29 protein-coding genes and 2 pseudogenes are annotated in these 26,942 nt (G+C 60.7%); 21 read left to right on the forward strand and 10 right to left on the reverse strand.

Going from position 1 to position 26,942, the window contains the following annotated elements; genetic code table 11:
- The first annotated feature begins 10 nt into the window (after positions 1–10).
- Positions 11–1,120: a tyrosine-type recombinase/integrase gene (locus tag BLV47_RS32795; protein WP_208605338.1), complete on the forward strand. Its 1,110-nt coding sequence runs from the start codon at positions 11–13 to the stop codon at positions 1,118–1,120.
- 78 nt (positions 1,121–1,198) lie between these two features.
- Complete coding sequence (locus tag BLV47_RS35910; RefSeq protein WP_022676121.1) at positions 1,199–1,459, forward strand: hypothetical protein; 261 nt, start codon at positions 1,199–1,201, stop codon at positions 1,457–1,459.
- 3 nt (positions 1,460–1,462) lie between these two features.
- On the opposite strand, the gene BLV47_RS32800 is transcribed toward BLV47_RS35910, so the two are convergent.
- From BLV47_RS32800 to BLV47_RS32810, 3 genes are read right to left on the reverse strand one after another with little or no spacing between them, the layout of a single operon-like run.
- Positions 1,463–1,732, reverse strand: a complete 270-nt coding sequence (locus BLV47_RS32800) for an HNH endonuclease family protein (RefSeq protein WP_082209094.1) — start codon at positions 1,730–1,732, stop codon at positions 1,463–1,465.
- Positions 1,733–1,738: 6 nt separating this feature from the next.
- Positions 1,739–2,041: an SCP2 sterol-binding domain-containing protein gene (locus tag BLV47_RS32805; RefSeq protein ID WP_022676120.1), complete on the reverse strand. Its 303-nt coding sequence runs from the start codon at positions 2,039–2,041 to the stop codon at positions 1,739–1,741.
- Positions 2,038–3,189, reverse strand: a complete 1,152-nt coding sequence (locus BLV47_RS32810; protein WP_092320674.1) for an aromatic ring-hydroxylating oxygenase subunit alpha — start codon at positions 3,187–3,189, stop codon at positions 2,038–2,040. The genes BLV47_RS32805 and BLV47_RS32810 overlap by 4 nt, the downstream gene beginning before the upstream one ends.
- Positions 3,190–3,267: 78 nt before the next feature.
- Between BLV47_RS32810 and BLV47_RS32815 the strand changes: the two genes are divergently transcribed.
- Positions 3,268–3,936 carry a TetR/AcrR family transcriptional regulator gene (locus BLV47_RS32815; protein WP_092320675.1) on the forward strand — a complete coding sequence of 223 codons (669 nt, stop codon included), beginning with the start codon at positions 3,268–3,270 and terminating at the stop codon, positions 3,934–3,936.
- Here BLV47_RS32815 and BLV47_RS32820 read toward each other — a convergent pair.
- Together BLV47_RS32820 and BLV47_RS32825 are read right to left on the reverse strand one after the other, a co-directional pair.
- Positions 3,893–5,125 carry an MFS transporter gene (locus tag BLV47_RS32820; RefSeq protein WP_143038346.1) on the reverse strand — a complete coding sequence of 411 codons (1,233 nt, stop codon included), beginning with the start codon at positions 5,123–5,125 and terminating at the stop codon, positions 3,893–3,895. The genes BLV47_RS32815 and BLV47_RS32820 overlap by 44 nt on opposite strands.
- 37 nt (positions 5,126–5,162) lie before the next feature.
- On the reverse strand, positions 5,163–6,308 hold the full coding sequence (locus tag BLV47_RS32825) for an MFS transporter (protein ID WP_092320676.1): 1,146 nt from the start codon (positions 6,306–6,308) through the stop codon (positions 5,163–5,165).
- A gap of 92 nt (positions 6,309–6,400) precedes the next feature.
- Between BLV47_RS32825 and BLV47_RS32830 the strand changes: the two genes are divergently transcribed.
- Complete coding sequence (locus tag BLV47_RS32830) at positions 6,401–7,078, forward strand: FAD-dependent oxidoreductase (protein WP_167365738.1); 678 nt, start codon at positions 6,401–6,403, stop codon at positions 7,076–7,078.
- 83 nt (positions 7,079–7,161) lie between these two features.
- Here BLV47_RS32830 and istB read toward each other — a convergent pair whose 3' ends face one another.
- Together istB and istA are read right to left on the reverse strand one after the other, a co-directional pair.
- Positions 7,162–7,929 (reverse strand): IS21-like element ISSsp5 family helper ATPase IstB, encoded by a 768-nt coding sequence (gene istB, locus BLV47_RS32835; RefSeq protein ID WP_007011060.1) that lies wholly within the window; start codon positions 7,927–7,929, stop codon positions 7,162–7,164.
- Positions 7,926–9,419 carry an IS21-like element ISSsp5 family transposase gene (istA, locus tag BLV47_RS32840; protein WP_011608156.1) on the reverse strand — a complete coding sequence of 498 codons (1,494 nt, stop codon included), beginning with the start codon at positions 9,417–9,419 and terminating at the stop codon, positions 7,926–7,928. The genes istB and istA overlap by 4 nt, the downstream gene beginning before the upstream one ends.
- 460 nt (positions 9,420–9,879) lie before the next feature.
- Here istA and BLV47_RS32845 point away from each other — a divergent pair, with 460 nt between their 5' ends.
- Positions 9,880–10,110: a DUF6437 family protein gene (locus BLV47_RS32845; protein ID WP_037014137.1), complete on the forward strand. Its 231-nt coding sequence runs from the start codon at positions 9,880–9,882 to the stop codon at positions 10,108–10,110.
- A gap of 117 nt (positions 10,111–10,227) precedes the next feature.
- On the opposite strand, the gene BLV47_RS32850 is transcribed toward BLV47_RS32845, so the two are convergent.
- Positions 10,228–10,629 (reverse strand): single-stranded DNA-binding protein, encoded by a 402-nt coding sequence (locus BLV47_RS32850; RefSeq protein ID WP_037014135.1) that lies wholly within the window; start codon positions 10,627–10,629, stop codon positions 10,228–10,230.
- Positions 10,630–11,430: 801 nt separating this feature from the next.
- Here BLV47_RS32850 and BLV47_RS36430 point away from each other — a divergent pair.
- The gene (locus BLV47_RS36430; protein ID WP_037014132.1) at positions 11,431–11,634 is read left to right on the forward strand and encodes a hypothetical protein; all 204 of its coding nucleotides are present in this window, start codon (positions 11,431–11,433) and stop codon (positions 11,632–11,634) included.
- A gap of 87 nt (positions 11,635–11,721) precedes the next feature.
- Here BLV47_RS36430 and BLV47_RS32860 read toward each other — a convergent pair whose 3' ends face one another.
- On the reverse strand, positions 11,722–13,065 hold the full coding sequence (locus BLV47_RS32860; RefSeq protein WP_037014129.1) for an IS1380 family transposase: 1,344 nt from the start codon (positions 13,063–13,065) through the stop codon (positions 11,722–11,724).
- 157 nt (positions 13,066–13,222) lie between these two features.
- Between BLV47_RS32860 and benA the strand changes: the two genes are divergently transcribed.
- Genes benA through benC form a run of 3 tightly spaced genes read left to right on the forward strand, consistent with a single transcriptional unit; the run spans position 13,223 to position 16,099 of the window.
- Positions 13,223–14,590 (forward strand): benzoate 1,2-dioxygenase large subunit, encoded by a 1,368-nt coding sequence (benA, locus tag BLV47_RS32865; RefSeq protein WP_092320678.1) that lies wholly within the window; start codon positions 13,223–13,225, stop codon positions 14,588–14,590.
- Entirely contained in the window at positions 14,591–15,079 is a 489-nt protein-coding gene (gene benB, locus BLV47_RS32870; RefSeq protein WP_003452498.1) for a benzoate 1,2-dioxygenase small subunit, read from the forward strand. It begins immediately after the preceding gene.
- A 9-nt stretch (positions 15,080–15,088) separates the two neighbouring features.
- Complete coding sequence (gene benC / locus BLV47_RS32875; protein ID WP_037018498.1) at positions 15,089–16,099, forward strand: benzoate 1,2-dioxygenase electron transfer component BenC; 1,011 nt, start codon at positions 15,089–15,091, stop codon at positions 16,097–16,099.
- Positions 16,100–16,317: 218 nt separating this feature from the next.
- Here the strand turns inward: benC and BLV47_RS32880 are convergent, their stop codons facing one another.
- Complete coding sequence (locus BLV47_RS32880; RefSeq protein ID WP_011913346.1) at positions 16,318–17,403, reverse strand: IS5-like element ISPst12 family transposase; 1,086 nt, start codon at positions 17,401–17,403, stop codon at positions 16,318–16,320.
- A 146-nt stretch (positions 17,404–17,549) separates the two neighbouring features.
- Between BLV47_RS32880 and BLV47_RS32885 the strand changes: the two genes are divergently transcribed.
- From BLV47_RS32885 to BLV47_RS32940, 12 genes and pseudogenes are all read left to right on the forward strand, one after another.
- Positions 17,550–18,326, forward strand: coding sequence for a 1,6-dihydroxycyclohexa-2,4-diene-1-carboxylate dehydrogenase (locus BLV47_RS32885; RefSeq protein WP_003452491.1), 777 nt, complete (start codon positions 17,550–17,552; stop codon positions 18,324–18,326).
- A gap of 144 nt (positions 18,327–18,470) precedes the next feature.
- Positions 18,471–18,803, forward strand: coding sequence for a 2Fe-2S iron-sulfur cluster binding domain-containing protein (locus tag BLV47_RS32890; RefSeq protein ID WP_059390776.1), 333 nt, complete (start codon positions 18,471–18,473; stop codon positions 18,801–18,803).
- Positions 18,800–19,723: a catechol 2,3-dioxygenase gene (locus BLV47_RS32895; RefSeq protein ID WP_059390749.1), complete on the forward strand. Its 924-nt coding sequence runs from the start codon at positions 18,800–18,802 to the stop codon at positions 19,721–19,723. Before BLV47_RS32890 ends, BLV47_RS32895 begins: the two co-directional genes overlap by 4 nt.
- A 34-nt stretch (positions 19,724–19,757) precedes the next feature.
- Positions 19,758–21,218, forward strand: a complete 1,461-nt coding sequence (locus BLV47_RS32900) for a 2-hydroxymuconic semialdehyde dehydrogenase (RefSeq protein WP_059390750.1) — start codon at positions 19,758–19,760, stop codon at positions 21,216–21,218.
- A 10-nt stretch (positions 21,219–21,228) separates the two neighbouring features.
- Complete coding sequence (locus tag BLV47_RS32905) at positions 21,229–22,077, forward strand: alpha/beta fold hydrolase (protein ID WP_059390751.1); 849 nt, start codon at positions 21,229–21,231, stop codon at positions 22,075–22,077.
- Between the two features lie 11 nt (positions 22,078–22,088).
- On the forward strand, positions 22,089–22,874 hold the full coding sequence (gene dmpE, locus BLV47_RS32910; RefSeq protein ID WP_092320679.1) for a 2-oxopent-4-enoate hydratase: 786 nt from the start codon (positions 22,089–22,091) through the stop codon (positions 22,872–22,874).
- A 14-nt stretch (positions 22,875–22,888) separates the two neighbouring features.
- Entirely contained in the window at positions 22,889–23,827 is a 939-nt protein-coding gene (locus tag BLV47_RS32915) for an acetaldehyde dehydrogenase (acetylating) (protein ID WP_003448356.1), read from the forward strand.
- Positions 23,828–23,837: 10 nt separating this feature from the next.
- On the forward strand, positions 23,838–24,875 hold the full coding sequence (gene dmpG, locus BLV47_RS32920) for a 4-hydroxy-2-oxovalerate aldolase (RefSeq protein WP_003448357.1): 1,038 nt from the start codon (positions 23,838–23,840) through the stop codon (positions 24,873–24,875).
- Positions 24,872–25,666, forward strand: coding sequence for a 2-oxo-3-hexenedioate decarboxylase (dmpH, locus tag BLV47_RS32925; protein WP_059392972.1), 795 nt, complete (start codon positions 24,872–24,874; stop codon positions 25,664–25,666). Before dmpG ends, dmpH begins: the two co-directional genes overlap by 4 nt.
- 49 nt (positions 25,667–25,715) lie before the next feature.
- On the forward strand, positions 25,716–25,907 hold the full coding sequence (locus BLV47_RS32930; protein WP_003454301.1) for a 2-hydroxymuconate tautomerase: 192 nt from the start codon (positions 25,716–25,718) through the stop codon (positions 25,905–25,907).
- Positions 25,908–26,178: 271 nt separating this feature from the next.
- Positions 26,179–26,586, forward strand: a pseudogene (locus BLV47_RS32935) (OprD family outer membrane porin); the annotation flags it as partial.
- Positions 26,577–26,867 (forward strand): annotated as a pseudogene (locus BLV47_RS32940) (transposase); the annotation flags it as partial. The pseudogenes BLV47_RS32935 and BLV47_RS32940, both read left to right, overlap by 10 nt.
- Between the last annotated feature and the right edge of the window lie 75 nt (positions 26,868–26,942).

The following is a 26,942-nucleotide window of genomic DNA, read 5'->3' on the forward strand; positions in this document are numbered from 1 at the left end:
AATCCGCGTTTTGCTCAAACATGACCATCCCGTGTTCAATCGCTCGTTCCGGAAAGTGGCGGAGGAATATATCGCCGTGCAGCAGCGTCGCGCTGACACAGGCGAGATTTCCGCCGCGCGGGTCAAAAACCTCAAAAATGTCCTGCTTGGGTCGCTTGATCGCTATGTGGGCAACACACAGGTTCACCTCATCGGGCCGGATCGCTGGAAACAATATCCGACTTGGCGGCGCGAGAACGGGACTGGCCGACACCGCCCCCAGATCAGCGATGCCACCATTGAGTTCGAGATGGGCGCGTTTAATGCCGCCATGAACTTTGCGATCAGCAAACGCTATGTTCCCGCCAGCCAACGCTTCGAGGGCAAGCCAAAGCTCAAAACCATGCGCCGCGATGAATTCACGTTGGAGGAATATCGCAAGCTGCATACGGTGGGACGCGCATGGATTGCCAAGGCCACAAAAGCGCCGAGTGCATGGGCGCGCACAATGTGCTACAATTTCATGCTGATTATGTGCAACACCGGGATGCGACCGCCCGAGGCGAAGAACCTGCGCTGGCGCGACATCATGCCCGCCAAGGATCGCGACGGCAAAGAGATCGTCGTCCTGTTCGTCCAGGGCAAAGGCAAATCGCGCAAGTTGGTCGCACCCAAGAGCGTGGGTGACTATCTTGACCGCATTCGTGCTATCTCGAAAGCCACGGGGCAGGACGATGCTGTTTTCACCACCATCACCGGCAAACCCGTCAAATTCCTGTATGAAGACGCCGTTGAGAAACTGCTGACCGAAGCTGAACTCAAAATCGGGCCGAACGGCACTCCGCGCTCAACCTATTGCTTCCGGCACACCTATGCCACCTTCCGGCTTAGCGAAGGTGTCGATGTTTATATTCTCGCCGAGCAGATGGGCACCTCGGTCAAGATGATCGAGCAGCATTATGGTCATGTGAACACCATCAAACATGCCGACCGCGTGTTGCAGGGCATGAGCGGATGGGAGCCGATGGTGAACGATCCGACCGACAATGACGGCACGGCCCGATCATCGGCCAAAGCGTCGGCAGGCGCAAAGGCACGGCTCGCGACGCCAACTCACCGGGCGCGAATACAACGGCGGTAAATCACCTTCCTTTCAGGCCGCACCCTAACAGCGTCGCGCTGCGATGTGTTGCGTGGGCTCCTATCGCCGGTCGCCGACATGCCGCTGGCATTCTTGGTCAAGCAGATCGGTGCAGATTGCTTTGCAGACCTATGGCGCATCGAGCTTCAATGCGACCTGCCATGCAAGCCTTTCCGCCCGTATCCCGATGCGCCGCTGGCGCACTTGATCGGGACATGGGCCAAGCGGGCAACGGAAATAGGCGCGCCGAGCCTCAAGCACCCCTTTGCCCGCGTCTTCGTCGCAGTTGTCGCCGCTACGCCGCTGGCGAATTCAGAGTGGCGCAATAAAGTGATTTGAAACCTACGGAATGCTCGCAGGACGAGGCCACAGCTGGATTGCCAAGGGCAATAAACCTTGCGCTCGCTTTTGCAGGACGGCCTCATCCCACACGTCTTGATCGGTCAGCAATTGGAAATAGCTGTTCAGCATCAAACTGCTGTTTGCTGCGATTTCTGGGCGCTTCTCGGCAAAGGCACAATTACTCAAAGTCGAGTTATAGCCGGGCGTGGCCAGAGTAAGGTTGCCGATACAGTGCAGCAATCGGTGACCCGTGATGCTCCTATGAAATATCTCCCATCAAAACATGCGGTGCCCCAGCTCGATCAATTTGGCGACGTTGTTCATATCGCCAGTGATGACAATCTTGCCGTTGTTGATAGCCCGGCGTGGGTCAAGCGAGCCGCGCGTCAGCGCCAGCCAGTCGGTCCAGCTAACGGCGATATGTGTGTCTGCTGGCTCCCCCAGTTCCGCGCACCGGACGCCTTGCGCGATACCGTCAAGCAAGACTGCGCCATCATCGCCAAAATCAATAGCCACCCGCGCTCCCGCAATCCACGCGCGGTTTTCGGCCATTTGCCCGATCAGCTCGTCAACGGTCATGCGGCATCCGCCCCGGCCATTTGCCGCGCGATCCAATCGTGAAACGTTTTCACATTATATTCTTCTGGCATCAGGACGCCAGCCTTAAACGGACTGGTGCGCAGACCGCGCTGGTTCAATTCGCACACTTCTTCATCTTCATTTTGCACCTGTTGATTGAACGCAACAATCTGGTGCAGATCGAAATTGGGGTCGGCCAAAGCCGCTGGCGCCACCAGCACCTCGCCGGTGACTTCGGTCTGTTCCGGCCCCTTGGGGCGATAGGACACGATGCTGATATAATCGACATGCGCGACGATCAACAATGTTGGCCAGATCACACAATAGACCTGGCCAGCGTTGCGCTGGTCCTCTGTCAATCCAGGAAATTCGGCGGTGGCGGCCGCTCCGCTTAACGTCCAGCTGCGTGCGCCATCACGCAAGCCATGTTCGGGTTCCATGCTGTCGGGGGTCCAATCGGGCGCATCAGAATAAGCGAGCAGCCCTTTTCTATGGATTGGAATGAGGTCGCATAGCGATGGATGAACACCCGGACAATGCAGGCATTCGTTGAAATTTTCCCACAGAATTTTCCAGTTGCATTCAACCAGATGGGTTTCGCGGCCTGCGGTTACCAGCTCGCGCATTGGCCAGTTATCAAGGTCATGCAGGCCAAAGGCATTGTCTGCGCCAAAATCATCGCTGCTTTCCACCGGGCGGACAAACAGCAGCCCATTCCAGTCGATCAGACCAACGCTGCGCAGACCATGATCCGCTTTGTCGAAATCGGGCGCGTGACTGGCCGCAGCGGTACTTGCCAGTGTGCCGTCGGCGTTAAAGCTCCACGCATGATAGGGACATAATATCCGTCCGCCGCGCAAAGGTTGTTCGTCGGCGGTGCACAGTTCGGATCCGCGATGCGGACAGACATTGTGATAGGCGCGGACATCGCCGTCTTTGGCTCGAACCAGCAGGATATTGGCGCCTGCCACATCCACCCGGCGCATCGTGCCAGGGGCTATATCCGACAGCGGCCCGACATAATTCCAGCCTTTTTTCCATATATTGTGCAATTCATCGGCATAAACGTTCCCATCGATATAGCGCGACGGCGGCAGCGACGGGGTGGCCTCACGCAGCAGCGGGGAGAGGGGATGGATCTGTTGCATGATGGCGTCCTGTGTTCTACCTCAGATAAGTACACTTTACCTGTCAGCTGACAGGCTGTCAATTCCAGAGCGTCGCTTATGCAAAATGCCAATTCTCATATTACGATTGACGGGGGCGTTAGCCTGCAAGAGGCGATATCTGGCATTCGCGGACCGCGCCCGGCGCATACCGCTACAGCGTGTGAAATCTTGGATGCCGCTGTGGCGCTGGTCGAAGAAGTGGGCGCAGAAAATTTTTCGGCGCACAAGGTGGCGGAACGTTCGGGCCTGAAGCTGGCTTCGGTACAATATTATTTTCCGACCCGCGCGGCACTGGTGCGCGCAATGATCGAATATTGGATCGATGATTATCATGACCGCCTGATTACCAAACTGACGGGTCAGTCGGCTGATCCAGCAGCAGCCATGCGCGATTATCTGGATTTTCTGATGGTTGAGTCGCTCGCGCTGCGCGGCCGCGCATTCTGGAATTATGTCTGGTCCCTTGCCGATCTCGACGCCGACGTCAGCGCCGCACTGACGCAGTTTATGACGCTCTATCGCTCGTTGTTTGCGCTGCTGATCCGCCGGGTCAATAGCGCGCTCTCCGAACGGGAAGCCCTTCGCTTGGCAGCGGCGCTCAGCAGCATGATCGACGGGATTGGATCGGTGGTGGGGGAAGGCAGGCCAGCTGCTGCTGACCTTGTTGGTATAGAGGCTATGGTCAAGTCTCTGGCGTTCCGGATTGCGGTGGAGGTACCCCGTTAAGGTTGCGTGACCATGCAGCAGCGGCGAATGCCGGGGCTGCAAGCAACAGAAACGCGACGGCGATGCTCACTGACCACAGCGGCCCGTGCGATATATCGGCCGTCAGGCCAACCGCCGCTGGCCCCGCCATCATGCCCGCCGCCTGTACCGCAGGCATGAGCGATGCCGCCGCCGAAGCATCTTTTTGTCCGGCTAGCGCGCCCAATTGAAATGGCGCGATAAAGGCACTAGCGCAGGCCCCGATCAGATAATAGCTGACGTAAGTCGTTGGGCCAAGCACAAGGTAGAGCGGGGACACGCACAGCAGGATGATCGCCGTTCCGCCGATAAAGGCGGGTAGACGCCCGATCCGTTGGCCAATCGGTGCAGCCGCGAGGCTGCCGATCACTGCAAGCACAGTCGATCCCACCAGCAACTGGCTCATTCCCGACAATGACATGCCGACATCGCTGCCGAGCACTTCGGAAAAAGCCCATGATGCCTGCGTGGATGCCGAGAGCAGCGCAATGGACAGCAACAGCAACCAGCTTGGCCGGGTGAGACTGGCAGCCGGTACCACCAACGCCGCCGGGTTTGCTGACCTCTTTGGCAGCAAGCCCACTAACGGCAGCGCTGTGACGAAGCATCCTGCGAGCAATATGATAACGCCGGTCCAGCCAAGCGCATCGCCAGCGACCGGTAACAGCAACAGCACCACCAAACCGATCACCAACTGTGCCGTAAAAGCATAAGCAAAATTGCGATCAGGTGCGGCGCTTTCGGACAGCACAACGATCGCAATGACGATCAACGGACCGCCGCCGAATATGCTGGCTGTCGCGCGGATGATAAGCAAGACGTCAGGTGAGAGGGTAAACGCCGTCGCCACGATCCCGGCGATCATCACCAGCAACGCCGCCAGCGCGGCTGCCCGCCAGTTGAAGCGGGTTATCCACCAGCGCGCGGTGAGCGCGGCGATCACACCGCCCAGTGACTCTGCACCAGCGAGCAGACCGATTTCGCGCTCGGTCAGCGGCACCCGCTGTGCCAGCAGCGCAAGATAAACCGGGGTTATATAGGTGATGAGCGGGGCGAGCGCGTAGAGCAGCCACGCGGCGCGCGCCGCAAGAACCGCGGGCCGTTCTTCAGCATTGGCGGGGTCAAGCGCCAGCAGCGTGGTTGTCGGATCGCTGCGGCGGGTCAGCTTCATAATCGACTGGAATAACGACATTATTTTGTTTCCGGCGTCATTGGGTGTCGCCGTGATCGCCACGCGGCAAATTCGGGCGCAGGCGCGCCAAAGGCCATGCCAGCAACAGCAGCGGCCCCAGCGCCCATGCTAACCCACATTGAGTCGACAAGCCAAGGCCAAGGCCACCCAGCGCAGGCGCGATCGCCCCGCCGACGGTATAGGCCGCGATGACGATCGATACCGCCAGCGACTGCCCGCGAAACGAGCGGCCTACATGGATCATCGTCAGCGTATAAATCGCGCCGCCCGCGCCGCCCCAGATAATGGCGGCAAGCCAGATCATCGCATCAATGCCCGATCCCAACGGCGCTGCCAGCAGCGACAGTAACAAGGTAGCGCACAATATCTGCATCATCGGCCCGATGCCAAAGCGGTCGGCCAATCGCCCGACCGGATATTGCATCACCAAGCTGGCCACGGCGATGACGCCGGTAAGGATGATTGCGCTATCAGTGGCGATAGCGCCAAGCCGTTCAGCTTGAATCGGGGCCAGTACATTCAACCCGACCTCAAAAACACCGCCGATAAAGCCTAGCGCTGCGAGCGGAAGAAAGACGTGCCACGACGCGTTGCCGCCGGGCGTATCATTTGTGGCAAATTGCACCTTTTCAGCCGTTCCGCCTATCAGCACCGGCAGCCATGATGCGACCGCAAGCCCAATCGCGACATAGCCCGCGCTATCGAGCGTCAGCGCGAACAAAGGCACCAAGAACGGGCCGATGGCATAGGCGGCGGCGACAAGCGTTTGATAGAAGCCAGTTACGCGGCCCAGACTGTCTATCGGAGCAGACCATGCGATCATCGCCTCAACCGCGCTCCAGCGATAGGCGGCGCCAATGCCGACCAACCCCGCGCCGAGGCACAGCGACGCATAATCGCGGCTAAGCGCCGACATCACAATTCCCGCGCTCGACAAGAGCAACCCCGCGCCAAACATCCTGCCAAAGCCGAAACGGCGCATAGCCAGTGGCACCAGCGGCAAGTTAACCAGCAAGGCAGCAAACGGGACAGCTGCATAAAGCCCGACATAGCCGGGGGTCACGCGCTGTTCGTTCATGAACAGCGCGATCAAAGGCAACATCATCGCCACTGCGACAACATCGATCAGGGAGGAAAAAGCGAAGCGCCAAACTGATTGCATATATTCAACGGCGCTACCTGTCACTTGACAGTGTGTCAACTGACAGGTAACACTATGATGATGAAAGCTATGACATGATTACCCGAAGAGCCATGATTGCCAGCGCTGTTGCAGCAGGAGCGATGTCGTCACCGCGAGCTTGGGCGCAGGCGGGACAGTCGCTCGCCCCTTCGACCGTTTACGACGTCGCCATCATTGGCGCTGGGGCCGCCGGTATTGCTGCTGCACGGGCTTTGGCAGGGGCCGGTGCGCGGGTCATTGTGCTGGAGGCGCGCGGGCGTCCTGGCGGCCGCATTGTCACCGACAGTCAAACACTCGGTTTGCCGTTCGACGTCGGCGCCAGTTATATTCACAACGCGCCGATCAATCCGATTACGGCGCTTGCGGCGCAGCAGGGCGTTACAGTCATCCCCAGCGATCGCGAATCGCTTGCCCTGCGAGCCAATAGCCGCAACGAGCCTCGATCAGTCGTCAATCGCTATGTTGCGGCTGACCAACGGCTGATGCGGCGCTCCGAACGCATCGCGCGATCAGGCAACGATCAACCATTCAGCGCCGTGCCGCGCGACATTTACGAACGGCGATTCGTTGATCTCCATTGTGCCACCGATATCGCTGCCGACGCGGATCGGGTGTCGGTGCTTGATATTGCGAGCGCTGGCGCGACCGATGACCGCTTCCCGATTGGCGGTTTTGGTACGATGATGATGCGCGCTGCAACCGGCCTGCCTGTCAACGGCGGAGCAAAAGTCGGCCATGCGGCGGCGTAAAACCAGGCCACGGTGTTACATGCCGGGGGGAGTGGCGTGAGGGCGTAGCCCGAAGGCCACTCCCCCCGGCATTGGCTTGATTTTCAGGGTCTGGTTTTGGCCTTTCGGGCCCGGCTGTGAGCGAGGCGATAGCTTTCGCCGTTCATCTCGAGGATGCTGACGTGATGGGTCAGACGATCGAGGAGCGCGCCTGTGAGGCGCTCGGATCCGAAGGTTTCGGTCCATTCGTCGAAGGGCAGGTTGCTGGTGATCAAGGTGGAGCCGCGCTCATAGCGCTGGGAGATCAGCTCGAACAACAGTTCGGCACCGGTCTTGGAGAGCGGTACGAAGCCCAGTTCGTCAATGATGAGCAGCTTGTATCCGGCCATCTGCTTCTGGAAGCGCAGGAGACGCCGCTCGTCGCGCGCCTCCATCATCTCGCTGACCAGCGCCGCCGCAGTGGTGAAGCCCACCGACAGTCCTTTCTGGCATGCTGCCAGTCCGAGCCCCAAAGCTACGTGCGTCTTCCCGGTGCCCGATGGCCCCAGAGCGATGGCGTTCTCACGCCGCTCGATCCACTCGCAGCGCGCCATCTCGAGCACCTGCATCTTGTTGAGCCTGGGGATGACGGCGAAGTCGAAGCTATCGAGGCTTTTGACGGCGGGGAAGCGCGCGGCCTTGATGCGCCGCTCGACCATACGACGCTCCCTGTCGATCATCTCCATCTCGACGAGACGGGCGAGGAAGCGGATATGATCGACGCCTTCAGCGGCACATTGCCGGGCGAGCTTGTGATGCTCTCGCAGGCACGTAGGCAGCTTGAGGGCCTTGAGATGGTGAGCGAGAAGAATCTCCGGTGCCTGATCGCTCATGCGGCCTCCTGCCTGTCGCAGAGCAGGCTCAGATAGGCTCTGGCAACGGTCTTCTCGACCGTGGTGCGAGGCAGGAAGGGATAGATGTCCAGGTCCAGTCTGGGCGGTACGCGTTCGACCCGGCACAGGACGAGGTGCTTGACGGCATCGAAGCCGATGGCGCCAAGGGCGATGGCCTGTTCCACCGCCGCCTGGAGATCGGCGAGGGTGAACGTTTCCAGCAGGCGCAGCACCTGCACATATTCGCGCCTGCCATGTTTGTGCATGCGCCCTTCCATCAACCGCTGCAGCGTCCCGAACGCTTCGGGCAAATCCCAGCCCTGCAAAGGGGCGGCCTGGTCGAATGCGTTGATCTTCTGCTCGACCAGCGGGAGATAGTGGAGCGGGGCGAAGATAACCTCCTCGCGGGCATAGCAACGAGGATGACGGGCGATAACTTCGCTGCGGCATCCGATCACCACTTCATCGACATAGGCCCTGATCCAGACCTCCTGATGGCCCCAGACTACCGGAACCGAATAATCGTTGGTCTTGTAGCGCACCAGAGATTGCGAGGAGACCCGCCCGCTCGTCTGATCGCAGGCCTCGAAGGGTGTAGCGGGCAGAGGCTGCATGGCCGCCAGATCGCGCTGCAAGCGCTCACCGATCGTCTCGCTCTCCCCGCGCACCTTGTCCTGCTGGCGCTTGCGGCATTGCTCCTCCAGCCACAGGTTGAAGGCCTCCCAGGTCGGGAACTTCGGGATCGGCACCATGAAATTGCGGCGGCAGTAACCTACCAGCCCTTCCACATTGCCTTTCTCGTTCCCCTTGCCCGGGCGGGCATAGCGGTCGCGGATCACGTAATGCGACAGGAAAGCGCTGAACAGCGTGGCACGCTTGCGCGTGCCGTCTGGCAGGATTTTCGCCACAAGGCAGCGATCGTTGTCATAGACGATCGAGCGCGGCACCGCGCCGAAGAACGCGAAGGCATGGACATGTCCGTCCACCCAGGCCTCCGCCACCGCCGCCGGATAGGCTCGCACATAGCAGGCATCACTGTGCGGCAGATCGAGCGCGAAGAAGTAGGCTTTTTGCTCCACCCCGCCGATCTCCACCAGAGCTTCCCCGAAATCGGCCTGTGCATCTCCCGCCGGGTGCGCCAGCGGCACGAACATCTCCCGGCTGCGCTGCTCGCGCTCCCGGATGTAATCCTTGATGATCGTATAGCCGCCGGTGAAACCATGCTCGGTGCGCAAACGGTCGAATACCCGCTTCGCCGTATGGCGCTGCTTGCGCGGGACACCGCGATCCCCCTCAAGCCATCCATCGATGATCCCCACAAACCCGTCCAGCTTCGGGCGCTGCGGTGCAGACTGACGCCGGTAACCCGGCGGCGATGAAAACGACAGCATCTTGCGCACCGTATCGCGCGACACATTGAAACGCTTCGCCGCCGCCCGCTGGCTCATGCCATCCGCGCAAGCCAAACGGACCTGAAGATAAAGTTCCACGCTGTAGATCCCCACACCTCCCTGACTTGGCAGAAAGGCTTCAAGGTGGACGACTTTTACGCCGCCCGCAGCAGGACTATCCCGCCGCTAGCGTGGCCGAATATTGCTCCGCCGTTCTCATTCAATGAAGCGTACATGGTTTTTCCTCCTGATGGTTGATGCGTCGCATCAGGAGATCGAAGGATGTGGGCGACGAGACGGGTCAGGGACCGCGGAACGCGGCCGCGAAGCGGCGATGGGGGTAACGATTTTTCCGGGCTTGCCCGGCAAAAATGGTGGGGCCCCGTCGTCCTTGACGCGTCTCCAAAGCCCGCATCACCCTTGAAATCTCTGTGAGAGAGACCTCTCCAACGTCAGCGGGATTACGCCAACGCCGGCCCCGCCAGCGGTTTTCCTACACGCTTGCCATGTGCCAAACCTGTGTGTGGAGGGGATCAATGGCCAACGAAAGGCGAGATACATGGCGAGGTCCAAAGCCAGCGCACGCGACGCGCTCAAGAAACTTCGTGAACAGCGGGGCGAACTCGATGTCAGGGAGGCACAGCTTCGCGACGAAACCGCCGCCGAACTCGGCAAGATTCTTATCGAATGCGGCGCGGAAATGATCGAACCCGCAGACCTGAAACAGCTTGTCCGTGCGTCGATGACGCTCGGGATCGAGGCAGCATTGCAACGCCTCGCCCCCGCATAAGCACTCCATGCAGCGATGCGCGGGCTCGATGCCCCGCATCGCTGCTAACGCCGGTGTACAAAAGAAAAGGCCCCGATAGCGTGTGCCATCGGGGCCTTGTTCCAGCCATATCGGCTTTCAGTCCTCGTCGATATCGGGCGCCTCTTCATTGCTGCGATTGTTGCCATCTGACCGGCCCTTGGTCAGGAAATCCACCTTGTCGGCGATGATCTCGCAGCCGTAGCGCTTGGTGCCGGTCTGGTCTTCCCACTGGGTGTAGTGGATGCGCCCCTCGACCGTCACCATCTGGCCCTTGCTGCAGAACTTGGCGACGTTCTGGCCGAGGCCATTGAAGCAGGTGATCCGGTGGAATTCGCTATCCTTGGCGGTGTAGCCGTTCTCATCCTTGTAGGTCTTGCCGTCCTTGCGGGCGGGCCGGTCGGTCACAACCGAGATGCTGGTGATGCTGGTTCCGCCAGTGGTGGTGCGGGTTTCGGGATCGCGGGCGATGCGGCCGACGAGGATAACGAGATTGGTCATGGGTTTTCTCCTGATCGCGCAGGTCCGGGGCCATCCCGGCTGCGAACTGACCGTCAGAAGGGGGCGGCAGCCGCTCGCACCGAACGGCGCCAAGGGCGACGGGAGGGGAACCCGGATCGGGACCGGGTGGTGCGGGCAGCCGCGCAGCGGCAACACGGCCGGACCGGATCAGGGTTGCGAGGGGCTGACGCCGCCTTCAGGGAGGGGTTCGCGAAGAGCCGGATGGCCCCGGACTTGTGCCGAGCAGATGACCTGCCATTTCGTGGCATTCTGAGGCCTTGAATGTGCCCCCCCCCAGTCCGCGCGGCAGCTGGTTCCTGCGCTATGCCGCTTTGAGACAGCTGCGGCGCGCCTGTGACTGCGACCGCGACCGCGACCAGAACCGACACCGCCGGGAGACGTCTCGGGGTACTGCGACGGCCGGCGCTGACGGCGCCATTTTGCATGCGAGGATGTGGGCAATCCGGACGGACGTGCTACCCCTGAGCCGGGAATGGACCTCGGTCCAAGCGCATACAAAGTTCATCGGTGGAAGGCTTAGAAGCCAGGCCATGTCCGGTCGCCAGCATGGCTTGCAGATGTTGATCGCCGCAGGCTCAAGCGAACGAAATTAGCCCGAAGGCTGGTCCATCACCATATGGCGCAGCAGCCGCATTCAGGGCAGGATGAGAGCATTTATCTAAAATTCTATGATTAAACAAGAAAAACATATATAAACATCTACACAGACCCTGCACAGCTATGGCAAATCAAACACTTACGCCGCCGATCTGCACGGATTCTGCACAGTGGAGGATGGCGATGGCGTTTATCGCCGATAAAGAGGAACTCAAACCCGGCTTGATCATCTTCCGGCGCGGTGATGTCGCGCACAGCCATTTCTACTGCCGCATCAAGCTCCCGAAGGCGGACCGCTATAAGACCATTGCGCTAGCCCGCATAATTCATCCGGTTGAGTTTGGCGCGCTCAGTTTCAAGCATTTGGCGTCGTCCGAGCATACCTGATCGTCGCCGGCGGTGAGCCAGGGTTTCGGTGGATGAAAGTTTACAGGTTGAAGGGAGGGGTTTGATTTGGCGCGCTTGCCGCAACGCTCAGGTGACAAGTCTGGGGATGCGGGCAAGGGCGATCCGTAAGACCTGCTGGTTGGGACAGGCTGTTGGCCATTGGATGCGGATCAGGGTCTTCAGCTCGGTAACACGGGCGGCGATCTTGATCAGGCGCAAGCGCAAGGTATCGAACTGGACGGTGCGCCAGATCGAGCGTTTCGGCATGGCAGTGCGCAAGCCCCACATCAGCCAATAGGCGCCAGCATGAAGGAACAGCCGCAACTGGTTGGCTGTGGCTCTGGAGCACGATGTTCGATCTGCGGCGAGATGGGTTTTCCACGACTTGATGTGGTTTTCGGCCTGGCCCCGCCGACAATAGACGTGTTCATAGAGCCAGCGGGGCGAGCCTTTCTTGAGATTGGTGACGACAAAGCGCGTGTCAGCGCCCTGATCGCCGACTTCGATGCGGGCGATGATCCGCTCGACCCGGCTCCAACTTTTGGCGCAATCGTTGAAGGTCTTGAAGCGGCGTACCTTGCCCTCGGTGGGTGATGCCGCAAAGCGCGCTTTGGTGCTGGCTTCAAGATCGGTGATATGGCGGCGTAGTGTCGAAGTCGGCGCAACACCCAGGATGAAGTCGTGCCCGCCTGCACGGCACCAGTCGATGACTTCGGGGCAGCAATAGTGGCTGTCGCCGCGCAACAGGATCTGTGTCTTTGGCCAATGGCTGTGGATTGCGCGCATCAAGCGGCGCAGGAAAGCCCTGATTTCTGTGCCCTTGGGCCGCTTGGCCGGGCGCAGTACGGCGGTGATGAAGCGGCCTTGGTCATCGAACACGACAATGGGCTGGAAGCCGTATTCGTCATGATGGGCATTGAACAGGCGCAACTGCTGGCCGCCGTGGACAGCGTCGAAGGTGTCATCAATGTCGAGCACAATGCGCTTGGGCACTGTGGGGAAGCTTTCGCAATACAGATCGACCATCGCACGCCCCATGCGCAACAACGCCCGGGTATCGGGCAGGTTCTCCAGACGGGAGATGGTCGGCTGCGAACACAGCGCGCGGGTCCCAGAGGGTGTCAGATCGAGCGCCATCTTGAACATCGGATCGACGCGCAGGCTGGATGCATCATTGCCATCCTCATAGCCTGCAGCGATCATCATCAACCGGAACCCGATGATGTCGGCAAGGCTATGCGTGATGTGCTCGGGCGAGCGCGGATCCTTGATACAGGCCGCCAGACGATCGGCCACGCCAAGGCGCTGCTCGACCTCGCGCAACAGCAAAATCCCGCCATCAGATGACAGCATGCCGCCGTCAAATCTGACATCCAACCGCTTGCCAGAAACAGGTGACAGCCCGGGAAAGGGTAGCGTAAGATCGTCCATGGCGGGTGTAGCTCTCCAGAAATGACGTTGATCGGATTAAGCAACCAAATCATACGTCAAATCATGGCTTTACGCTACATCCGCCAACCCCCGATGAATTTTTCGGGCTAGCTCTTAGGCTTTATGCAACTGAAACAATAATAATGGAGGCACGAAAATGAACCTGGGTCTCGACTATATTGATAGCCTCGTTGAAGAAGATGAGAATGAGGGCATCTACCGCTGCAAGCGCGAGATGTTCACCGACCCTCGGCTGTTCGATTTAGAGATGAAACACATCTTTGAGGGTAACTGGATTTATCTCGCCCACGAGAGCCAGATTCCCGAGAAGAACGACTACTACACCACGCAGATGGGCCGGCAGCCGATATTCATCACACGCAACAAAGATGGTGAGCTCAATGCCTTCATCAATGCCTGCAGTCACCGCGGCGCCACGCTCTGTCGCTTTAGGAGTGGAAACAAGGCCACCCACACCTGCTCGTTCCACGGCTGGACCTTCAGCAATTCGGGCAAGCTGCTCAAGGTCAAAGACCCCAAGGGCGCCGGCTATCCGGACAGCTTCGACTGTGACGGCTCGCACGACCTGAAGAAAGTTGCGCGCTTTGCTTCCTACCGCGGATTTCTGTTCGGCAGCCTGCGCGAGGACGTCGCCCCATTGGAAGAATTCCTCGGCGAGTCGAGGAAGGTCATCGACATGGTCGTCGACCAATCGCCCGAAGGTCTGGAGGTGCTGCGCGGTTCCAGCACCTATGTTTACGAAGGCAATTGGAAGGTGCAGGTCGAGAACGGGGCCGACGGCTACCACGTTAGCACTGTGCACTGGAATTACGCCGCCACCCAGCAGCAGCGCAAGCTGAGAGAAGCGGGCGATGATATTCGCGCCATGAGCGCCAGTAGCTGGGGCAAGGGTGGCGGTGGTTTCTACTCCTTTGAAAACGGCCATCAGATGATCTGGGCGCGCTGGCCCGACCCGGCAGACCGTCCGCTGTTCGCTGATCGAGATCGCTTAGCCAGTGAGGTTGGTGAAGCCCGTGCCGACTGGATGATCGGTATCTCCCGCAACCTCTGCCTCTACCCGAACCTCTACCCGAACCTCTACCTGATGGACCAGTTCGGCTCGCAGTTGCGTATCACCCGTCCGCTGTCGGTGGATAGAACCGAAATCACCATCTACTGCATCGCGCCGAAAGGCGAGGGCGCCGAGGCGCGTGCCCGCCGCGTCCGTCAGTACGAGGATTTCTTCAATGTCAGCGGCATGGCCACCCCGGACGACCTTGAAGAATTCCGCGCTTGCCAGCAGGGCTTCGCCGGCAGGGGAATGAACGATATGTCCCGTGGGGCGACGCACTGGATCGACGGCCCCGACGAAATTGCTAGGGGGATTGATCTGCACCCGCTGATGAGTGGCCCGCGTATCGAGGACGAGGGCCTGTTCGTCATGCAGCACAAGTACTGGCAACAGCAGATGATCAGGGCCGTCAAGGCCGAACAGGATCGGCTGATCCATGCGGAGGGCGCGTAAATGACTATCTCCTACGAAGCCGTGCGCGATTTCCTTTACCGCGAAGCACGCTACCTCGACGACAAGCAGTGGGATAGCTGGCTGGAAATGTACGCGCCGGACGCCACTTTCTGGATGCCGGCCTGGGACGACCGCGACCAATTGACCGAAGACCCGCAGAGCCAGATCTCGCTGATTTGGTACGGCAATCGCGGTGGCCTAGAGGATCGGGTGTTCCGCATCAAGACCGAGCGCTCCAGTGCCACCATTCCGGACACCCGAACCAGCCACAACATCAGCAATCTGGAGTTGCTCGAGCAGTCCGACGGCTTCTGTAAGCTGCGCTACAACTGGTACACCTTGAATTACCGGTACAAGACGGTGGACCACTTCTTTGGCACCAACTTCTGCACCCTCGACACATGCGGCGAGAGCCCGCTGATTAAGGCCAAGAAGGTCGTTCTGAAGAACGACTACGTCCGCCAGTTCATCGATGTATACCACGTCTGAGGTGCCGCCATGACACACAAGGTTGCACTGAACTTCGAAGACGGCGTCACTCGTTTCATCGATGCTAATGCTGGCGAGACTATTGCTGATGCTGCCTACCGCCAAGGCATCAATTTACCCATGGTCTGCCGAAACGGTGCATGCGGCGCCTGCAAATGCTTCGCCGAGAGCGGCCGCTACGACCTCGGCGAGGAATACATCGAGGATGCGTTGAGCGAAGCCGAAGCCGAGCAGGGCTACGTGCTGACCTGCCAGATGCGCGCCGAAAGCGACTGCGTGATTCGCGTTCCGGCCGCATCGGACGTCTGTAAGACCCAGCAGGCCAGCTATCAGGCAGCGATCAGCAACGTGCGTCAGCTGTCCGAGAGCACCATCGCGCTGTCTATCAAAAGCGCATCGCTGAACCAGTTGGCGTTTCTGCCGGGCCAGTACGTCAATCTGCAAGTGCCGGGCAGCGACCAGACCCGCGCCTATTCCTTCAGCTCGCTGCAAAAGGATGGCGAGGTCGGCTTCCTGATCCGCAACGTGCCGGGCGGGCTGATGAGCAGCTTCCTGACCAGCCTCGCCAAGGTCGGCGATAGCGTCAGTCTGGCTGGACCGCTGGGCGCGTTCTATCTGCGCGAGATCAAGCGGCCGCTGCTGTTGCTGGCGGGTGGTACCGGCCTAGCGCCGTTCACCGCGATGCTGGAGAAGATCGCCGAGCAGGGCAGCGAGCACCCGCTCCATCTGATCTACGGCGTCACCCATGACCACGACCTGGTCGAAATGGACAAGCTAGAGGCATTCGCCGCGCGCATTCCCAACTTCAGCTACAGCGCCTGCGTCGCCAGCCCGGACAGCGCCTATCCGCAAAAGGGCTATGTGACCCAGTACATCGAGCCCAAACACCTCAACGGCGGTGAGGTAGATGTCTACCTTTGCGGTCCGCCACCAATGGTCGAGGCGGTCAGTCAGTACATTCGCGCACAGGGCATCCAGCCGGCCAATTTCTATTATGAGAAGTTCGCCGCCAGCGCCTAGAGGCTCCTTTGGTCCGCTTACTTGGTGAGCGGGCCTGTTTTATTCGTGCAGTAGCAGGCCGTTGAAAAACTCGGCTTCAACTGCCCCAACCCGTCCGGTTTGGCGCTTTTTCAAGCGCTTTGGCCTAACGGAGTCCACACAAGGCCTGACTTCAGGCCTTTTTGACAGGTTTCAGCACCACGTTCACGCCTTTCGGCGTTTTTTGGGCGTAACTCGCCCTATACATGCGATCCTCGCCACCAACCCGACAGGCTACCCAGTCGGATCAGGTTGTAGACCGAGAAACCCAGCAATAACTGAGCACTCAGCTTGGCGCGACCGATCAGCTTGGTCTTGCGCAGGCCGCCAACCGTCTTCAGCCAGCCAAAACCTTCTTCGATCCGCTTGCGGATCTTCTGGCTGGCGGCATACCCCGGATGCCGCGTGGTGCGCCCATCGATGGCGCTGCCCTTGCGCTTCTGCGCCACATGCGGTGTCACTTTCAGCTCGCGCGCCCTCTGCACGAAACGCTTCTGGTCGTAATTCTTGTCTGCACCTACCGTGCTGCCCGGCTTGGCCGTGCGCTCCAGCATCTCCAGCGCCGCCTCTACCTCGGCACGTCCATTGAACTCGGTGCATTCCACATCCACGATCAGACCGTTGCGGTGCTCCATCATCGTGTGGGCCATGTGCGCCAGACGACTGGCATCGCCATTGCTCTTGCGCGCCAGCCGGGCCTCGGGATCGCTGGTCGATTGGTGGGTCGCGTTGCTGCGCTTCTCGCCCTTGAAGTCGGCATCGGGGTTGCGCGTGCCATCCTCCGGTGGGTCGCCGCCATCCTTCTTGATAAAGGACTTGTGCGAGGCCCAGGCGTCGATCAGCGTGCCATCGACGCTGAAATGCTCGTTGCTGGCGTACTCGGACCATGCGGCCAGCGACTTGATGCGCTGGAAGAACAGCCGCGCTACATCCTGGTTGAACAAGCGGTCACGGTTCTGGCTGAAGGTCGAGTGATCCCACATGCGCTCGTCCATCGACAAGCCGACGAACCAGCGAAACAGCAGGTTGAAATCAATCTGCTCGACCAACTGCCGCTCGGAGCGAATGGTGTAAATCACCTGCAGCAACGAGGCGCGCAGCAGCCGCTCCGGCGCAATCGAGGCCCGTCCCAGGGTGGAGTACAGCCCGTCGAAGTCCCGATCCATCGAAGCCAGAACGGTATCGACCAGGCCTCGCAGGGGACGCAGCGGGTGATCGTTCGGGATGCGCTGCTCCAGCGTCGTATAACTGAACAGCTCGTTTTGTTTGAGGTCGAGTCCACGCATCGGCTTGGGCTGGCTTCGGCAGAAGAGGATGGCCGCCATTTTGCCAGAGCCACGCGGGCTCTGGCTTTTTTCAACGGCCTGGTAGAGCCCATGTTTCCTGCGAACTTTCCCAAAATTGCATCTGGGCTACACAACCGAGGTGGTTCATGAACAAACGTTTCCAGGACAAGACTGCCGTTATCACCGGCGCTGCCCAGGGCATCGGTCGCCGCGTGGCCGAACGGATGGCGGCCGAAGGAGGTCGGCTGCTGCTGGTCGACCGTTCCGAGCTAATACATGAGCTGGCCGACGAACTGGTCGGAGTCGCTGAGGTGCTGACCCTGACCGCCGACCTTGAGCAGTTCGCCGATTGCCAACGGGTGATGGCGGCGGCGCTCGAGCGCTTCGGTCGTCTGGACATTCTGATCAACAACGTTGGCGGCACCATTTGGGCTAAGCCATTCGAGCATTACCAGGAACACGAGATCGAGGCCGAAGTGCGGCGTTCACTGTTTCCTACCCTATGGTGCTGCCACGCCGCGCTGCCGCCAATGCTCGAGCAGGGCAGTGGCGCCATCGTAAATGTTTCCTCCGTTGCCACGCGCGGGATCCATCGCGTGCCTTATGGCGCGGCGAAGGGTGGCGTTAACGCCCTGACCGCCTGCCTGGCCTTTGAAACCGCCGAGCGCGGCATCCGCGTCAACGCCACCGCGCCGGGTGGCACCCAGGCGCCGCCACGGCGGATCCCGCGCAATAGCGCCGAGCCGAGTGAGCAGGAGAAGGTCTGGTACCAGCAGATCGTCGACCAGACCCTCGACAGCAGCCTTATGAAACGCTACGGAAGCATTGATGAGCAGGTCGAAGCTATTCTATTCCTTGCTTCTGACGCCGCCTCCTACATCACCGGTATGACTCTTCCGGTGGCAGGAGGAGACCTCGGTTGACCCTTATGTCTGGTTAAGAAGAGAAATCGACATGCGCAGAAGCAACGTACATAAGATCCCTGACGCTCATTTTCGGGGCTATGCCGGCATCACCCAGAGCTGTTGGGAGATACTTCCGTCATGTTTAGTGTATCTGGGATGAATATGAACAGCGCCGGCTACGAGGTGTGCGAAGTGCTAAGCGGCCAGTCATTCCGCTGTGCGGAGGGCCAGTCGGTGCTGCGCGCCATGGAAGCCCAGGGCAAGCGCTGCATACCGGTGGGCTGTCGCGGCGGCGGTTGCGGCCTTTGTAGAGTGCGGGTGCTCAGCGGAGCCTACCGGAGCGGACGCATGAGCCGCGGTCACGTGCCGGCCAAGGCTGCCGCCGAAGGCCTGGCCCTGGCCTGTCAAGTGTTTCCGCAAACCGACTTGACCATCGAGTACTTTCGCCACGTTGGCGGAAACAAACCTGACAACAGAGAAAAGGTGACGTCATGAACAAAGGTGTAATGCGCCCCGGCCATGTGCAGCTGCGTGTACTGGACATGAGCAAGGCCTTGGAACACTACGTCGAGTTGCTGGGCCTAATCGAGATGGACCGTGACGATCAGGGCCGTGTCTATCTCAAGGCTTGGACCGAAGTGGACAAGTTTTCCCTGGTGCTGCGTGAAGCGGATGAGCCGGGCATGGATTTCATGGGTTTCAAGGTGATCGATGATGAGTGCCTGGTCCGTCTGACCCAGGACCTGATCGACTACGGCTGCCTGATCGAGACCATTCCCGCCGGAGAACTCAGGGGCTGTGGCCGTCGCGTGCGCTTCCAGGCATCCTCCGGGCATCACTTCGAGTTGTATGCAGACAAGGAATATACTGGAAAGTGGGGTGTGAATGAGGTCAATCCCGAGGCATGGCCGCGCGATTTGAAAGGTATGGCGGCTGTGCGTTTCGACCACGCCCTCATGTATGGCGACCAATTGCCGGCGACTTATGACCTGTTCACCAAGGTGCTCGGCTTCTATCTGGCCGAACAGGTGCTGGACGAAAATGGCACGCGCGTCGCCCAGTTCCTCAGCCTGTCGACCAAGGCCCACGACGTGGCCTTCATTCACCATCCGGAAAAAGGCCGCCTCCATCATGTGTCCTTCCACCTCGAAACCTGGGAAGACGTGCTTCGCGCCGCCGACCTGATCTCCATGACCGACACCTCGATCGACATCGGCCCAACCCGCCACGGCCTCACTCACGGCAAGACCATCTACTTCTTCGACCCGTCCGGTAACCGCAACGAAGTGTTCTGCGGGGGAGATTACAACTACCCGGACCACAAACCGGTGACCTGGACCACTGACCAGCTGGGCAAGGCGATCTTTTACCACGACCGCATTCTCAACGAACGATTCATGACCGTGCTGACCTGAAGGCCCGGTTCGACTTATTGCAGAGATTGCGCAGATGAAAGAAATCAAGCATTTCATTAACGGTGCCTTCGTCGGTTCGGCCAGCGGCAAGCTGTTCGACAATGTCAGCCCGGCCAACGGCCAGGTGATCGGCCGCGTCCACGAGGCAGGCCGCGCCGAGGTCGACGCTGCGGTCAAAGCTGCCCGTGCCGCGCTCAAGGGACCCTGGGGGAAGATGACGGTGGCCGAGCGCGCTGAGATTCTGCATCGCGTGGCCGATGGCATCACGGCGCGCTTCGACGAGTTTCTCGAGGCCGAATGCCTCGACACCGGCAAGCCCAAATCTCTGGCCAGCCACATCGACATTCCGCGCGGCGCGGCCAATTTCAAGGTGTTCGCCGACCTGCTCAAGAATGTTGCCAATGAAACCTTCGAGATGGCCACCCCGGACGGCGCCGGTGCACTCAACTACGGAGTGCGCCGGCCCAAGGGGGTGATCGGGGTGATCAGCCCGTGGAACCTGCCGCTGCTGCTGATGACCTGGAAAGTCGGCCCGGCCCTGGCCTGCGGCAACTGCGTGGTGGTCAAACCATCCGAGGAAACCCCGCTGACCGCCACCCTGCTCGGCGAGGTGATGCAGGCCGCCGGTGTGCCGGCCGGCGTGTACAACGTGGTGCACGGTTTCGGCGGCGATTCGGCCGGGGCCTTCCTCACCGAGCACCCGGACGTCGACGCCTACACCTTCACCGGCGAGACCGGCACCGGCGAAACCATCATGCGCGCCGCGGCCAAGGGCGTGCGCCAGGTGTCGCTGGAGCTGGGCGGCAAGAACGCCGGCATCGTCTTCGCCGACTGCGATATGGACAAGGCCATCGAGGGCACCCTGCGCTCGGCCTTCGCCAACTGCGGCCAGGTCTGCCTGGGCACCGAGCGGGTGTATGTCGAGCGGCCGATCTTCGACGCGTTCGTCGCCCGCCTGAAGGCCGGCGCCGAAGCGTTGAAGATCGGCGAACCGAACGATCCAGAGGCCAATTTCGGCCCGCTGATCAGCCATAAGCACCGTGAAAAAGTCCTCAGTTACTACCAGCAGGCAGTCGACGACGGCGCCACCGTTGTCACCGGCGGCGGCGTGCCGGAGATGCCGGCGCACCTGGCCGGCGGCGCCTGGGTGCAGCCGACCATCTGGACCGGCTTGGCCGACGATTCGGCGGTGGTCACCGAGGAAATCTTCGGCCCCTGCTGCCATATCCGCCCGTTCGACAGCGAGGAGGAAGCCATTGAACTGGCCAACAGCCTGCCTTACGGCCTGGCCTCGGCGATCTGGACCGAGAACGCTTCGCGCGCCCACCGCGTCGCCGGGCAGATTGAGGCCGGCATCGTCTGGGTCAACAGCTGGTTCCTGCGCGACCTGCGCACTGCCTTCGGCGGCAGCAAGCAGTCGGGCATCGGGCGCGAAGGGGGTGTGCACTCGCTGGAGTTCTACACCGAGCTGAAAAACATCTGTGTGAAACTCTGAGGACCTGGTCATGAACGCACCGCAGCAAAGCCCTGAAATCGGTCGCGAAATCCTCGCCGCCGGCTACCGCACCAACCTGCATGATCAGGGCGAAGGCTTCCCAGTCCTGCTGATCCACGGCTCCGGCCCCGGCGTCACCGCCTGGGCCAACTGGCGCGGGATCGTTCCGCAGCTGGCGCAGACGCGCCGGGTGGTCGCTCCGGACATGCTCGGCTTCGGCTACAGCGATCGCCCGGCTGACGGTCGGTACCATCAGCAGCGCTGGGTCGAGCATGCCATCGGCGTGCTCGACGCCCTCGGCATCCAGCAGGCTGATATCGTCGGCAACTCGTTCGGCGGCGGGCTGGCGCTGGCACTGGCCATCCGGCATCCCGAGCGGGTGCGCCGGCTGGTGCTGATGGGCAGCGTTGGAGTGAGTTTTCCAATCACGCCGGGCCTGGATGCTGTCTGGGGCTACGAGCCGTCCTTTGCCAGCATGCGCCGGCTGATGGACGTTTTCGCCTACGACCGCAACCTGGTCAACGACGAGCTGGCCGAGCTGCGTTACCAGGCCAGTATCCGCCCCGGCTTTCAGGAATCCTTCGCCCAGATGTTCCCGGCCCCGCGCCAACGCTGGGTCGACGGGCTGGCCAGCGACGAAGCGGACATCCGCGCCTTGCCCCACGAAACACTGGTGATCCATGGCCGCGAGGACCAGGTGATTCCGCTGGCGGCCTCGCTGACCCTGGCCGAATGGATCGCCCGCGCCCAGTTGCACGTCTTCGGCCAGTGCGGCCACTGGACCCAGATTGAGCACGCCGAGCGTTTCGCCCGCCTGGTCGAGAATTTCCTCGCCGAGGCCGACGCCCTCCATTCCTGAGAGAGACCGATATGGACAAGACATTGATCAACGAACTCGGCGACGAGCTCTACCAGGCGATGGTCCAGCGTGAGACCGTCACGCCGCTGACCAGCCGCGGCTTCGACATCAGCGTCGAGGACGCCTACCACATCTCCCTGCGCATGCTGGAGCGGCGCCTCGCCGCCGGCGAGCGGGTGATCGGCAAGAAGATCGGCGTCACCAGCAAGGCCGTGCAGAACATGCTCGGCGTGCACCGGCCGGACTTCGGCTACCTCACCGACGCGATGGTCTACAACAGCGGCGAAGCCATGCCGATCAGCGAGCGGCTGATCCAGCCACGCGCCGAGGGCGAGATCGCCTTCATCCTCAAGAATGATTTGATGGGTCCGGGCGTGACCAATGCCGACGTGCTGGCCGCCACCGAATGCGTGATCCCCTGCTTCGAAGTGGTCGATTCGCGCATCCAGGACTGGAAGATCAAGATCCAGGACACCGTCGCGGACAACGCCTCCTGTGGGCTGTTCGTACTCGGCGACCAGGCCGTCTCACCGCGCCAGGTCGATCTGGTCACCTGCGGCATGCTGGTGGAGAAGAACGGCCAGCTGCTCTCCACCGGCGCTGGAGCGGCTGCGCTCGGCTCGCCGGTCAACTGCGTGGCCTGGCTGGCCAACACCCTCGGCCACTTCGGCATTGGCCTGAAGGCCGGCGAAGTGATCCTGTCCGGCTCGCTGGTTCCGCTGGAACCGGTCAAGACCGGTGATTTCATGCGCGTCGAGATCGGCGGCATCGGCAGCGCCAGCGTGCGCTTCATCTGATCGAGGACAGCCTGATGAGCAAGAAACTGAAAGTAGCGATCATAGGCCCAGGCAACATCGGCACAGACCTGATGATCAAGGTGATACGCAACGCACAGTACTTGGAAATGGGGGCCATGGTGGGTATCGACCCGGCCTCCGATGGCTTGGCCCGTGCTCAGCGCATGGGTGTGGCGACCACCCATGAAGGCGTCGAAGGGTTGATCAACCTGCCGGAATTCGCCGACATCGATTTTGTCTTCGATGCCACTAGCGCCTCCGCCCATGTGCAGAACGATGCCTTGCTGCGTCGTGCTAAACCCGGCATCCGCCTGATCGACCTGACCCCGGCGGCCATCGGCCCTTACTGCGTACCGGTAGTGAATCTGGAAGAGCACCTCGCCAAACTCAACGTCAACATGGTCACCTGCGGTGGCCAGGCCACCATCCCGATGGTCGCCGCGGTATCGCGTGTGGCCAAGGTGCATTATGCCGAAATCGTCGCCTCGATCGCGTCGAAATCGGCTGGTCCCGGCACTCGCGCCAATATCGATGAGTTCACCGAGACCACCAGCAAGGCCATCGAAGTGATCGGCGGCGCTGCCAAGGGCAAGGCGATCATCGTCATGAACCCGGCCGAGCCGCCGCTGATCATGCGTGACACGGTGTTTGTGCTGTCCGAAACCGTCGACCAGGCACTGGTCGAGGCCAGCGTAGAGGAGATGACCAGCGCCGTGCAGGCCTACGTGCCGGGTTATCGTCTCAAGCAGAAGGTGCAGTTCGACGTGATTCCCGAATCCGCGCCGCTGCATATCCCAGACCTCGGCACATTCAGCGGTTTGAAGACCTCGATCTACCTCGAAGTCGAAGGTGCCGCCCACTACTTGCCGGCCTACGCCGGCAACCTCGACATCATGACCTCCGCCGCGCTGGCTACCGCCGAACGCATGGCGCAGTCGCTGCTGAACGCCTGAGGACCGAACCATGACCTTCAACCCCGGCAAGAAACTCTATATCTCAGACGTAACCCTGCGCGACGGCAGCCATGCGATTCGTCACCAGTACTCGATCCAGAATGTTCAGGACATCGCCCGCGCGCTGGACAAGGCCCGCGTCGACTCCATCGAAGTGACCCACGGTGATGGCCTGCAGGGCTCCAGCTTCAATTACGGTTTCGGTGCGCACAGTGACCTGGAGTGGATCGAGGCCGCCGCCGATGTGATCCAGCACGCCCGGATTACAGTGCTGCTATTACCCGGAATCGGCACCGTGCATGACCTGAAAGCCGCCTATGACGCCGGCGCCCGCTCGGTGCGCGTGGCCACACACTGCACCGAGGCGGATGTCTCGCGACAGCACATTGAGTATGCCCGTGAACTGGGCATGGACACCGTCGGCTTTCTAATGATGAGCCACATGATTCCGGCTGAGCAACTGGCAGCGCAAGGCAAGTTGATGGAGACCTACGGCGCACAGTGCATCTACATGGCCGATTCCGGTGGCGCGATGAACATGAACGACATCCGCGACCGCATGCGCGCTTTCAAGGCGGTGCTGAATCCGCAGACCCAGACCGGCATGCATGCGCACCACAACCTCAGCCTCGGCGTGGCCAATTCCATCATCGCGGTGGAAGAGGGCTGCGACCGCATCGACGCCTCGCTGGCTGGAATGGGCGCTGGCGCCGGCAACGCGCCGCTGGAGGTGTTCATCGCCGCCGCGGAGCGCCTCGGCTGGAACCATGGCACCGATCTCTACACGCTGATGGACGCCGCCGACGATATCGTCAGGCCGTTGCAGGACCGTCCGGTGAGAGTTGATCGCGAAACCCTCGGCCTGGGTTATGCCGGGGTCTACTCCAGCTTCCTGCGCCACGCCGAGGTGGCAGCCGCGAAGTATGGGCTGAAGACCCTGGACATTCTCGTAGAACTGGGCAGGCGCGGGATGGTCGGTGGCCAGGAAGACATGATTGTCGACGTCGCCCTCGATCTGCTGGCAGCCCGCAAGGAGCAACAGGCATGAATCGTACCCTGACCCGCGAACAGGTGCTGGCCCTGGCCGAGCACATCGAGAACGCCGAACTGCAGGCCCATGACATCCACAAGGTCACCAACGATTATCCCGAGATGACCTTCGCCGATGCCTACGACATCCAGTGGGAAATCCGCCGGCGCAAGGAGGAGCGCGGCAACAAGATCGTCGGCCTGAAGATGGGCCTGACCTCATGGGCGAAGATGGCACAGATGGGCGTGGAGACGCCGATCTACGGCTTTCTCGCCGACTACTTCAGCGTGCCCGACGGTGGCGTGGTGGATTGCTCCAAGCTGATCCATCCGAAGATCGAGGCGGAAATCGCGGTGGTCACCAAGGCACCGCTGCAAGGCCCCGGTTGCCACATCGGTGACGTGATTGCAGCGATCGACTACGTGATCCCCACCGTCGAGGTGATCGACTCGCGCTACGAGAACTTCAAGTTCGACCTGATCAGCGTGGTGGCCGACAACGCCTCCTCGACCCGTTTCATCACCGGCGGCCAGATGGCCAATCTGGAGGACGTCGACCTGCGCACCCTCGGCGTGGTGATGGAGAAGAACGGTGAGGTGGTAGAACTTGGTGCCGGCGCCGCAGTGCTCGGCCATCCGCTGTCCAGCGTGGCGATGCTCGCCAACCTGCTGGCAGAGCGCGGCGAACACATACCGGCCGGCACCTTCATCATGACCGGTGGCATCACGGCTGCGGTATCGGTGGAGCCGGGCGACAACATCACCGTGCGCTATCAGGGGCTTGGCAGCGTCTCCGCGCGCTTCATCTGAGCCATTCGGCCGCCCTGCCCGGGCGGCCTTCTTATTCAGGAGGCACAACATGCCCATTGCCCAGATCCACATTCTTGAAGGCCGCAACGACGAGCAGAAGGAAACCCTCATCCGTGAGGTCAGCGAGGCCATATCGCGCTCCCTGGATGCGCCGCTGACCAGCGTGCGAGTGATTATCACGGAGATGGCCAAGGGCCACTTCGGTATCGGCGGCGAACTGGCCAGCAAGGTCAGACGCTGAAGTGGAGATGCCCAAGGGCACTTCGGGTCGAGGAACCAGACCTGCATTGGGACGCGGCCACAAAGAGCGCGGGCAAGTGACTGCCTGTTATTTTAAGCATGCCTGAAGCGAGGAAAAGTGCAGAGCGGCTGGTCCGTTTGTTACGCCGAGTTGCCTGTCTGGGTAGCGAGGTGGTTTCAAGGCCGCCCACTTGCGGTACGGAGAATTGTGGGCGGGAAATATGTGGCATATATATGCTTTCCAAAAAACAATAAAAAAGAGCGAGTCAAAAATGAAGCAATATCCGAACCTAACCCGTCTGCTGGTGTGTGTGAGCGCCAGTCTGCCGCTCAGTACCCTAGCCGCTGAAGGCGGTTTCATCGAAGACACCACGGCGACGCTGCAAGCGCGCAACTATTATTTCAGTCGGGATTTCTCGGACATTGAGGGCCCCAACCAGCAGTCCAAGGCCGAAGAGTGGGCGCAGGGCTTCATTCTCAGAGTGAATTCTGGCTACACCCAGGGCACAGTCGGTTTCGGCGTCGACCTGCTGTGAATGCTGGGCATTAAACTCGACAGTAGCCGCGAGAGGGTGAATACCGGCTTGCTACCCCTGGATAGCGGCGAGGCGGTCGATGACTTCAGCCGCCTTGGAGCGGCGCTAAAGGTGCGCCTGTCGCAGACCGAACTGAAGGCCGGGAGGTGATCTGGCAGATTGCGGCCCGCCGCAGTATGTACAAGAAGCTGAGTAAGCGCAGTGCGCTGTACAAAGCCAAGCGCAAGATCGAGAAATCCAAGGCCCAAGTGCGCGCCAAAGTCGAGCACCCGTTCCGGGTGATCAAGCGCCAATTCGGCTACGTGAAGACACGCTTCCGTGGCCTGGCGAAGAACACCGCGCAGTTGGTGACACTGTTCGCGCTGTCGAACCTGTGGATGGCGCGCCGACATTTGCTGACGAATGCAGGAGAGGTGCGTCTGTAATGCGGGAAATGGCCGGCGCGAGGTGCTCGCGCCGGCTATAAATCCGGAAAGAGGGGATGATTTGATCGTTTTTTA

The sequence above is a fragment of the Pseudomonas saponiphila genome (genome assembly GCF_900105185.1).
In the GTDB taxonomy this organism is placed as follows: domain Bacteria; phylum Pseudomonadota; class Gammaproteobacteria; order Pseudomonadales; family Pseudomonadaceae; genus Aquipseudomonas; species Aquipseudomonas saponiphila.

Coding starts and splice junctions, on each gene's coding strand:
- BLV47_RS35910 (WP_022676121.1), top strand. CDS start 1,199: ATGCCGCTGGCATTCTTGGTCAAGCAGATCGGTGCAGATTGCTTTGCA.
- BLV47_RS32805 (WP_022676120.1), bottom strand. CDS start 2,041: ATGACCGTTGACGAGCTGATCGGGCAAATGGCCGAAAACCGCGCGTGG.
- BLV47_RS32810 (WP_092320674.1), bottom strand. CDS start 3,189: ATGCAACAGATCCATCCCCTCTCCCCGCTGCTGCGTGAGGCCACCCCG.
- BLV47_RS32815 (WP_092320675.1), top strand. CDS start 3,268: ATGCAAAATGCCAATTCTCATATTACGATTGACGGGGGCGTTAGCCTG.
- BLV47_RS32820 (WP_143038346.1), bottom strand. CDS start 5,125: ATGAAGCTGACCCGCCGCAGCGATCCGACAACCACGCTGCTGGCGCTT.
- BLV47_RS32825 (WP_092320676.1), bottom strand. CDS start 6,308: ATGCAATCAGTTTGGCGCTTCGCTTTTTCCTCCCTGATCGATGTTGTC.
- BLV47_RS32830 (WP_167365738.1), top strand. CDS start 6,401: ATGATTGCCAGCGCTGTTGCAGCAGGAGCGATGTCGTCACCGCGAGCT.
- istB (WP_007011060.1), bottom strand. CDS start 7,929: ATGAGCGATCAGGCACCGGAGATTCTTCTCGCTCACCATCTCAAGGCC.
- BLV47_RS32845 (WP_037014137.1), top strand. CDS start 9,880: ATGGCGAGGTCCAAAGCCAGCGCACGCGACGCGCTCAAGAAACTTCGT.
- BLV47_RS32850 (WP_037014135.1), bottom strand. CDS start 10,629: ATGACCAATCTCGTTATCCTCGTCGGCCGCATCGCCCGCGATCCCGAA.
- BLV47_RS36430 (WP_037014132.1), top strand. CDS start 11,431: ATGGCGTTTATCGCCGATAAAGAGGAACTCAAACCCGGCTTGATCATC.
- BLV47_RS32860 (WP_037014129.1), bottom strand. CDS start 13,065: ATGGACGATCTTACGCTACCCTTTCCCGGGCTGTCACCTGTTTCTGGC.
- benA (WP_092320678.1), top strand. CDS start 13,223: ATGAACCTGGGTCTCGACTATATTGATAGCCTCGTTGAAGAAGATGAG.
- benB (WP_003452498.1), top strand. CDS start 14,591: ATGACTATCTCCTACGAAGCCGTGCGCGATTTCCTTTACCGCGAAGCA.
- benC (WP_037018498.1), top strand. CDS start 15,089: ATGACACACAAGGTTGCACTGAACTTCGAAGACGGCGTCACTCGTTTC.
- BLV47_RS32880 (WP_011913346.1), bottom strand. CDS start 17,403: ATGCGTGGACTCGACCTCAAACAAAACGAGCTGTTCAGTTATACGACG.
- BLV47_RS32885 (WP_003452491.1), top strand. CDS start 17,550: ATGAACAAACGTTTCCAGGACAAGACTGCCGTTATCACCGGCGCTGCC.
- BLV47_RS32890 (WP_059390776.1), top strand. CDS start 18,471: ATGAACAGCGCCGGCTACGAGGTGTGCGAAGTGCTAAGCGGCCAGTCA.
- BLV47_RS32895 (WP_059390749.1), top strand. CDS start 18,800: ATGAACAAAGGTGTAATGCGCCCCGGCCATGTGCAGCTGCGTGTACTG.
- BLV47_RS32900 (WP_059390750.1), top strand. CDS start 19,758: ATGAAAGAAATCAAGCATTTCATTAACGGTGCCTTCGTCGGTTCGGCC.
- BLV47_RS32905 (WP_059390751.1), top strand. CDS start 21,229: ATGAACGCACCGCAGCAAAGCCCTGAAATCGGTCGCGAAATCCTCGCC.
- dmpE (WP_092320679.1), top strand. CDS start 22,089: ATGGACAAGACATTGATCAACGAACTCGGCGACGAGCTCTACCAGGCG.
- BLV47_RS32915 (WP_003448356.1), top strand. CDS start 22,889: ATGAGCAAGAAACTGAAAGTAGCGATCATAGGCCCAGGCAACATCGGC.
- dmpG (WP_003448357.1), top strand. CDS start 23,838: ATGACCTTCAACCCCGGCAAGAAACTCTATATCTCAGACGTAACCCTG.
- dmpH (WP_059392972.1), top strand. CDS start 24,872: ATGAATCGTACCCTGACCCGCGAACAGGTGCTGGCCCTGGCCGAGCAC.
- BLV47_RS32930 (WP_003454301.1), top strand. CDS start 25,716: ATGCCCATTGCCCAGATCCACATTCTTGAAGGCCGCAACGACGAGCAG.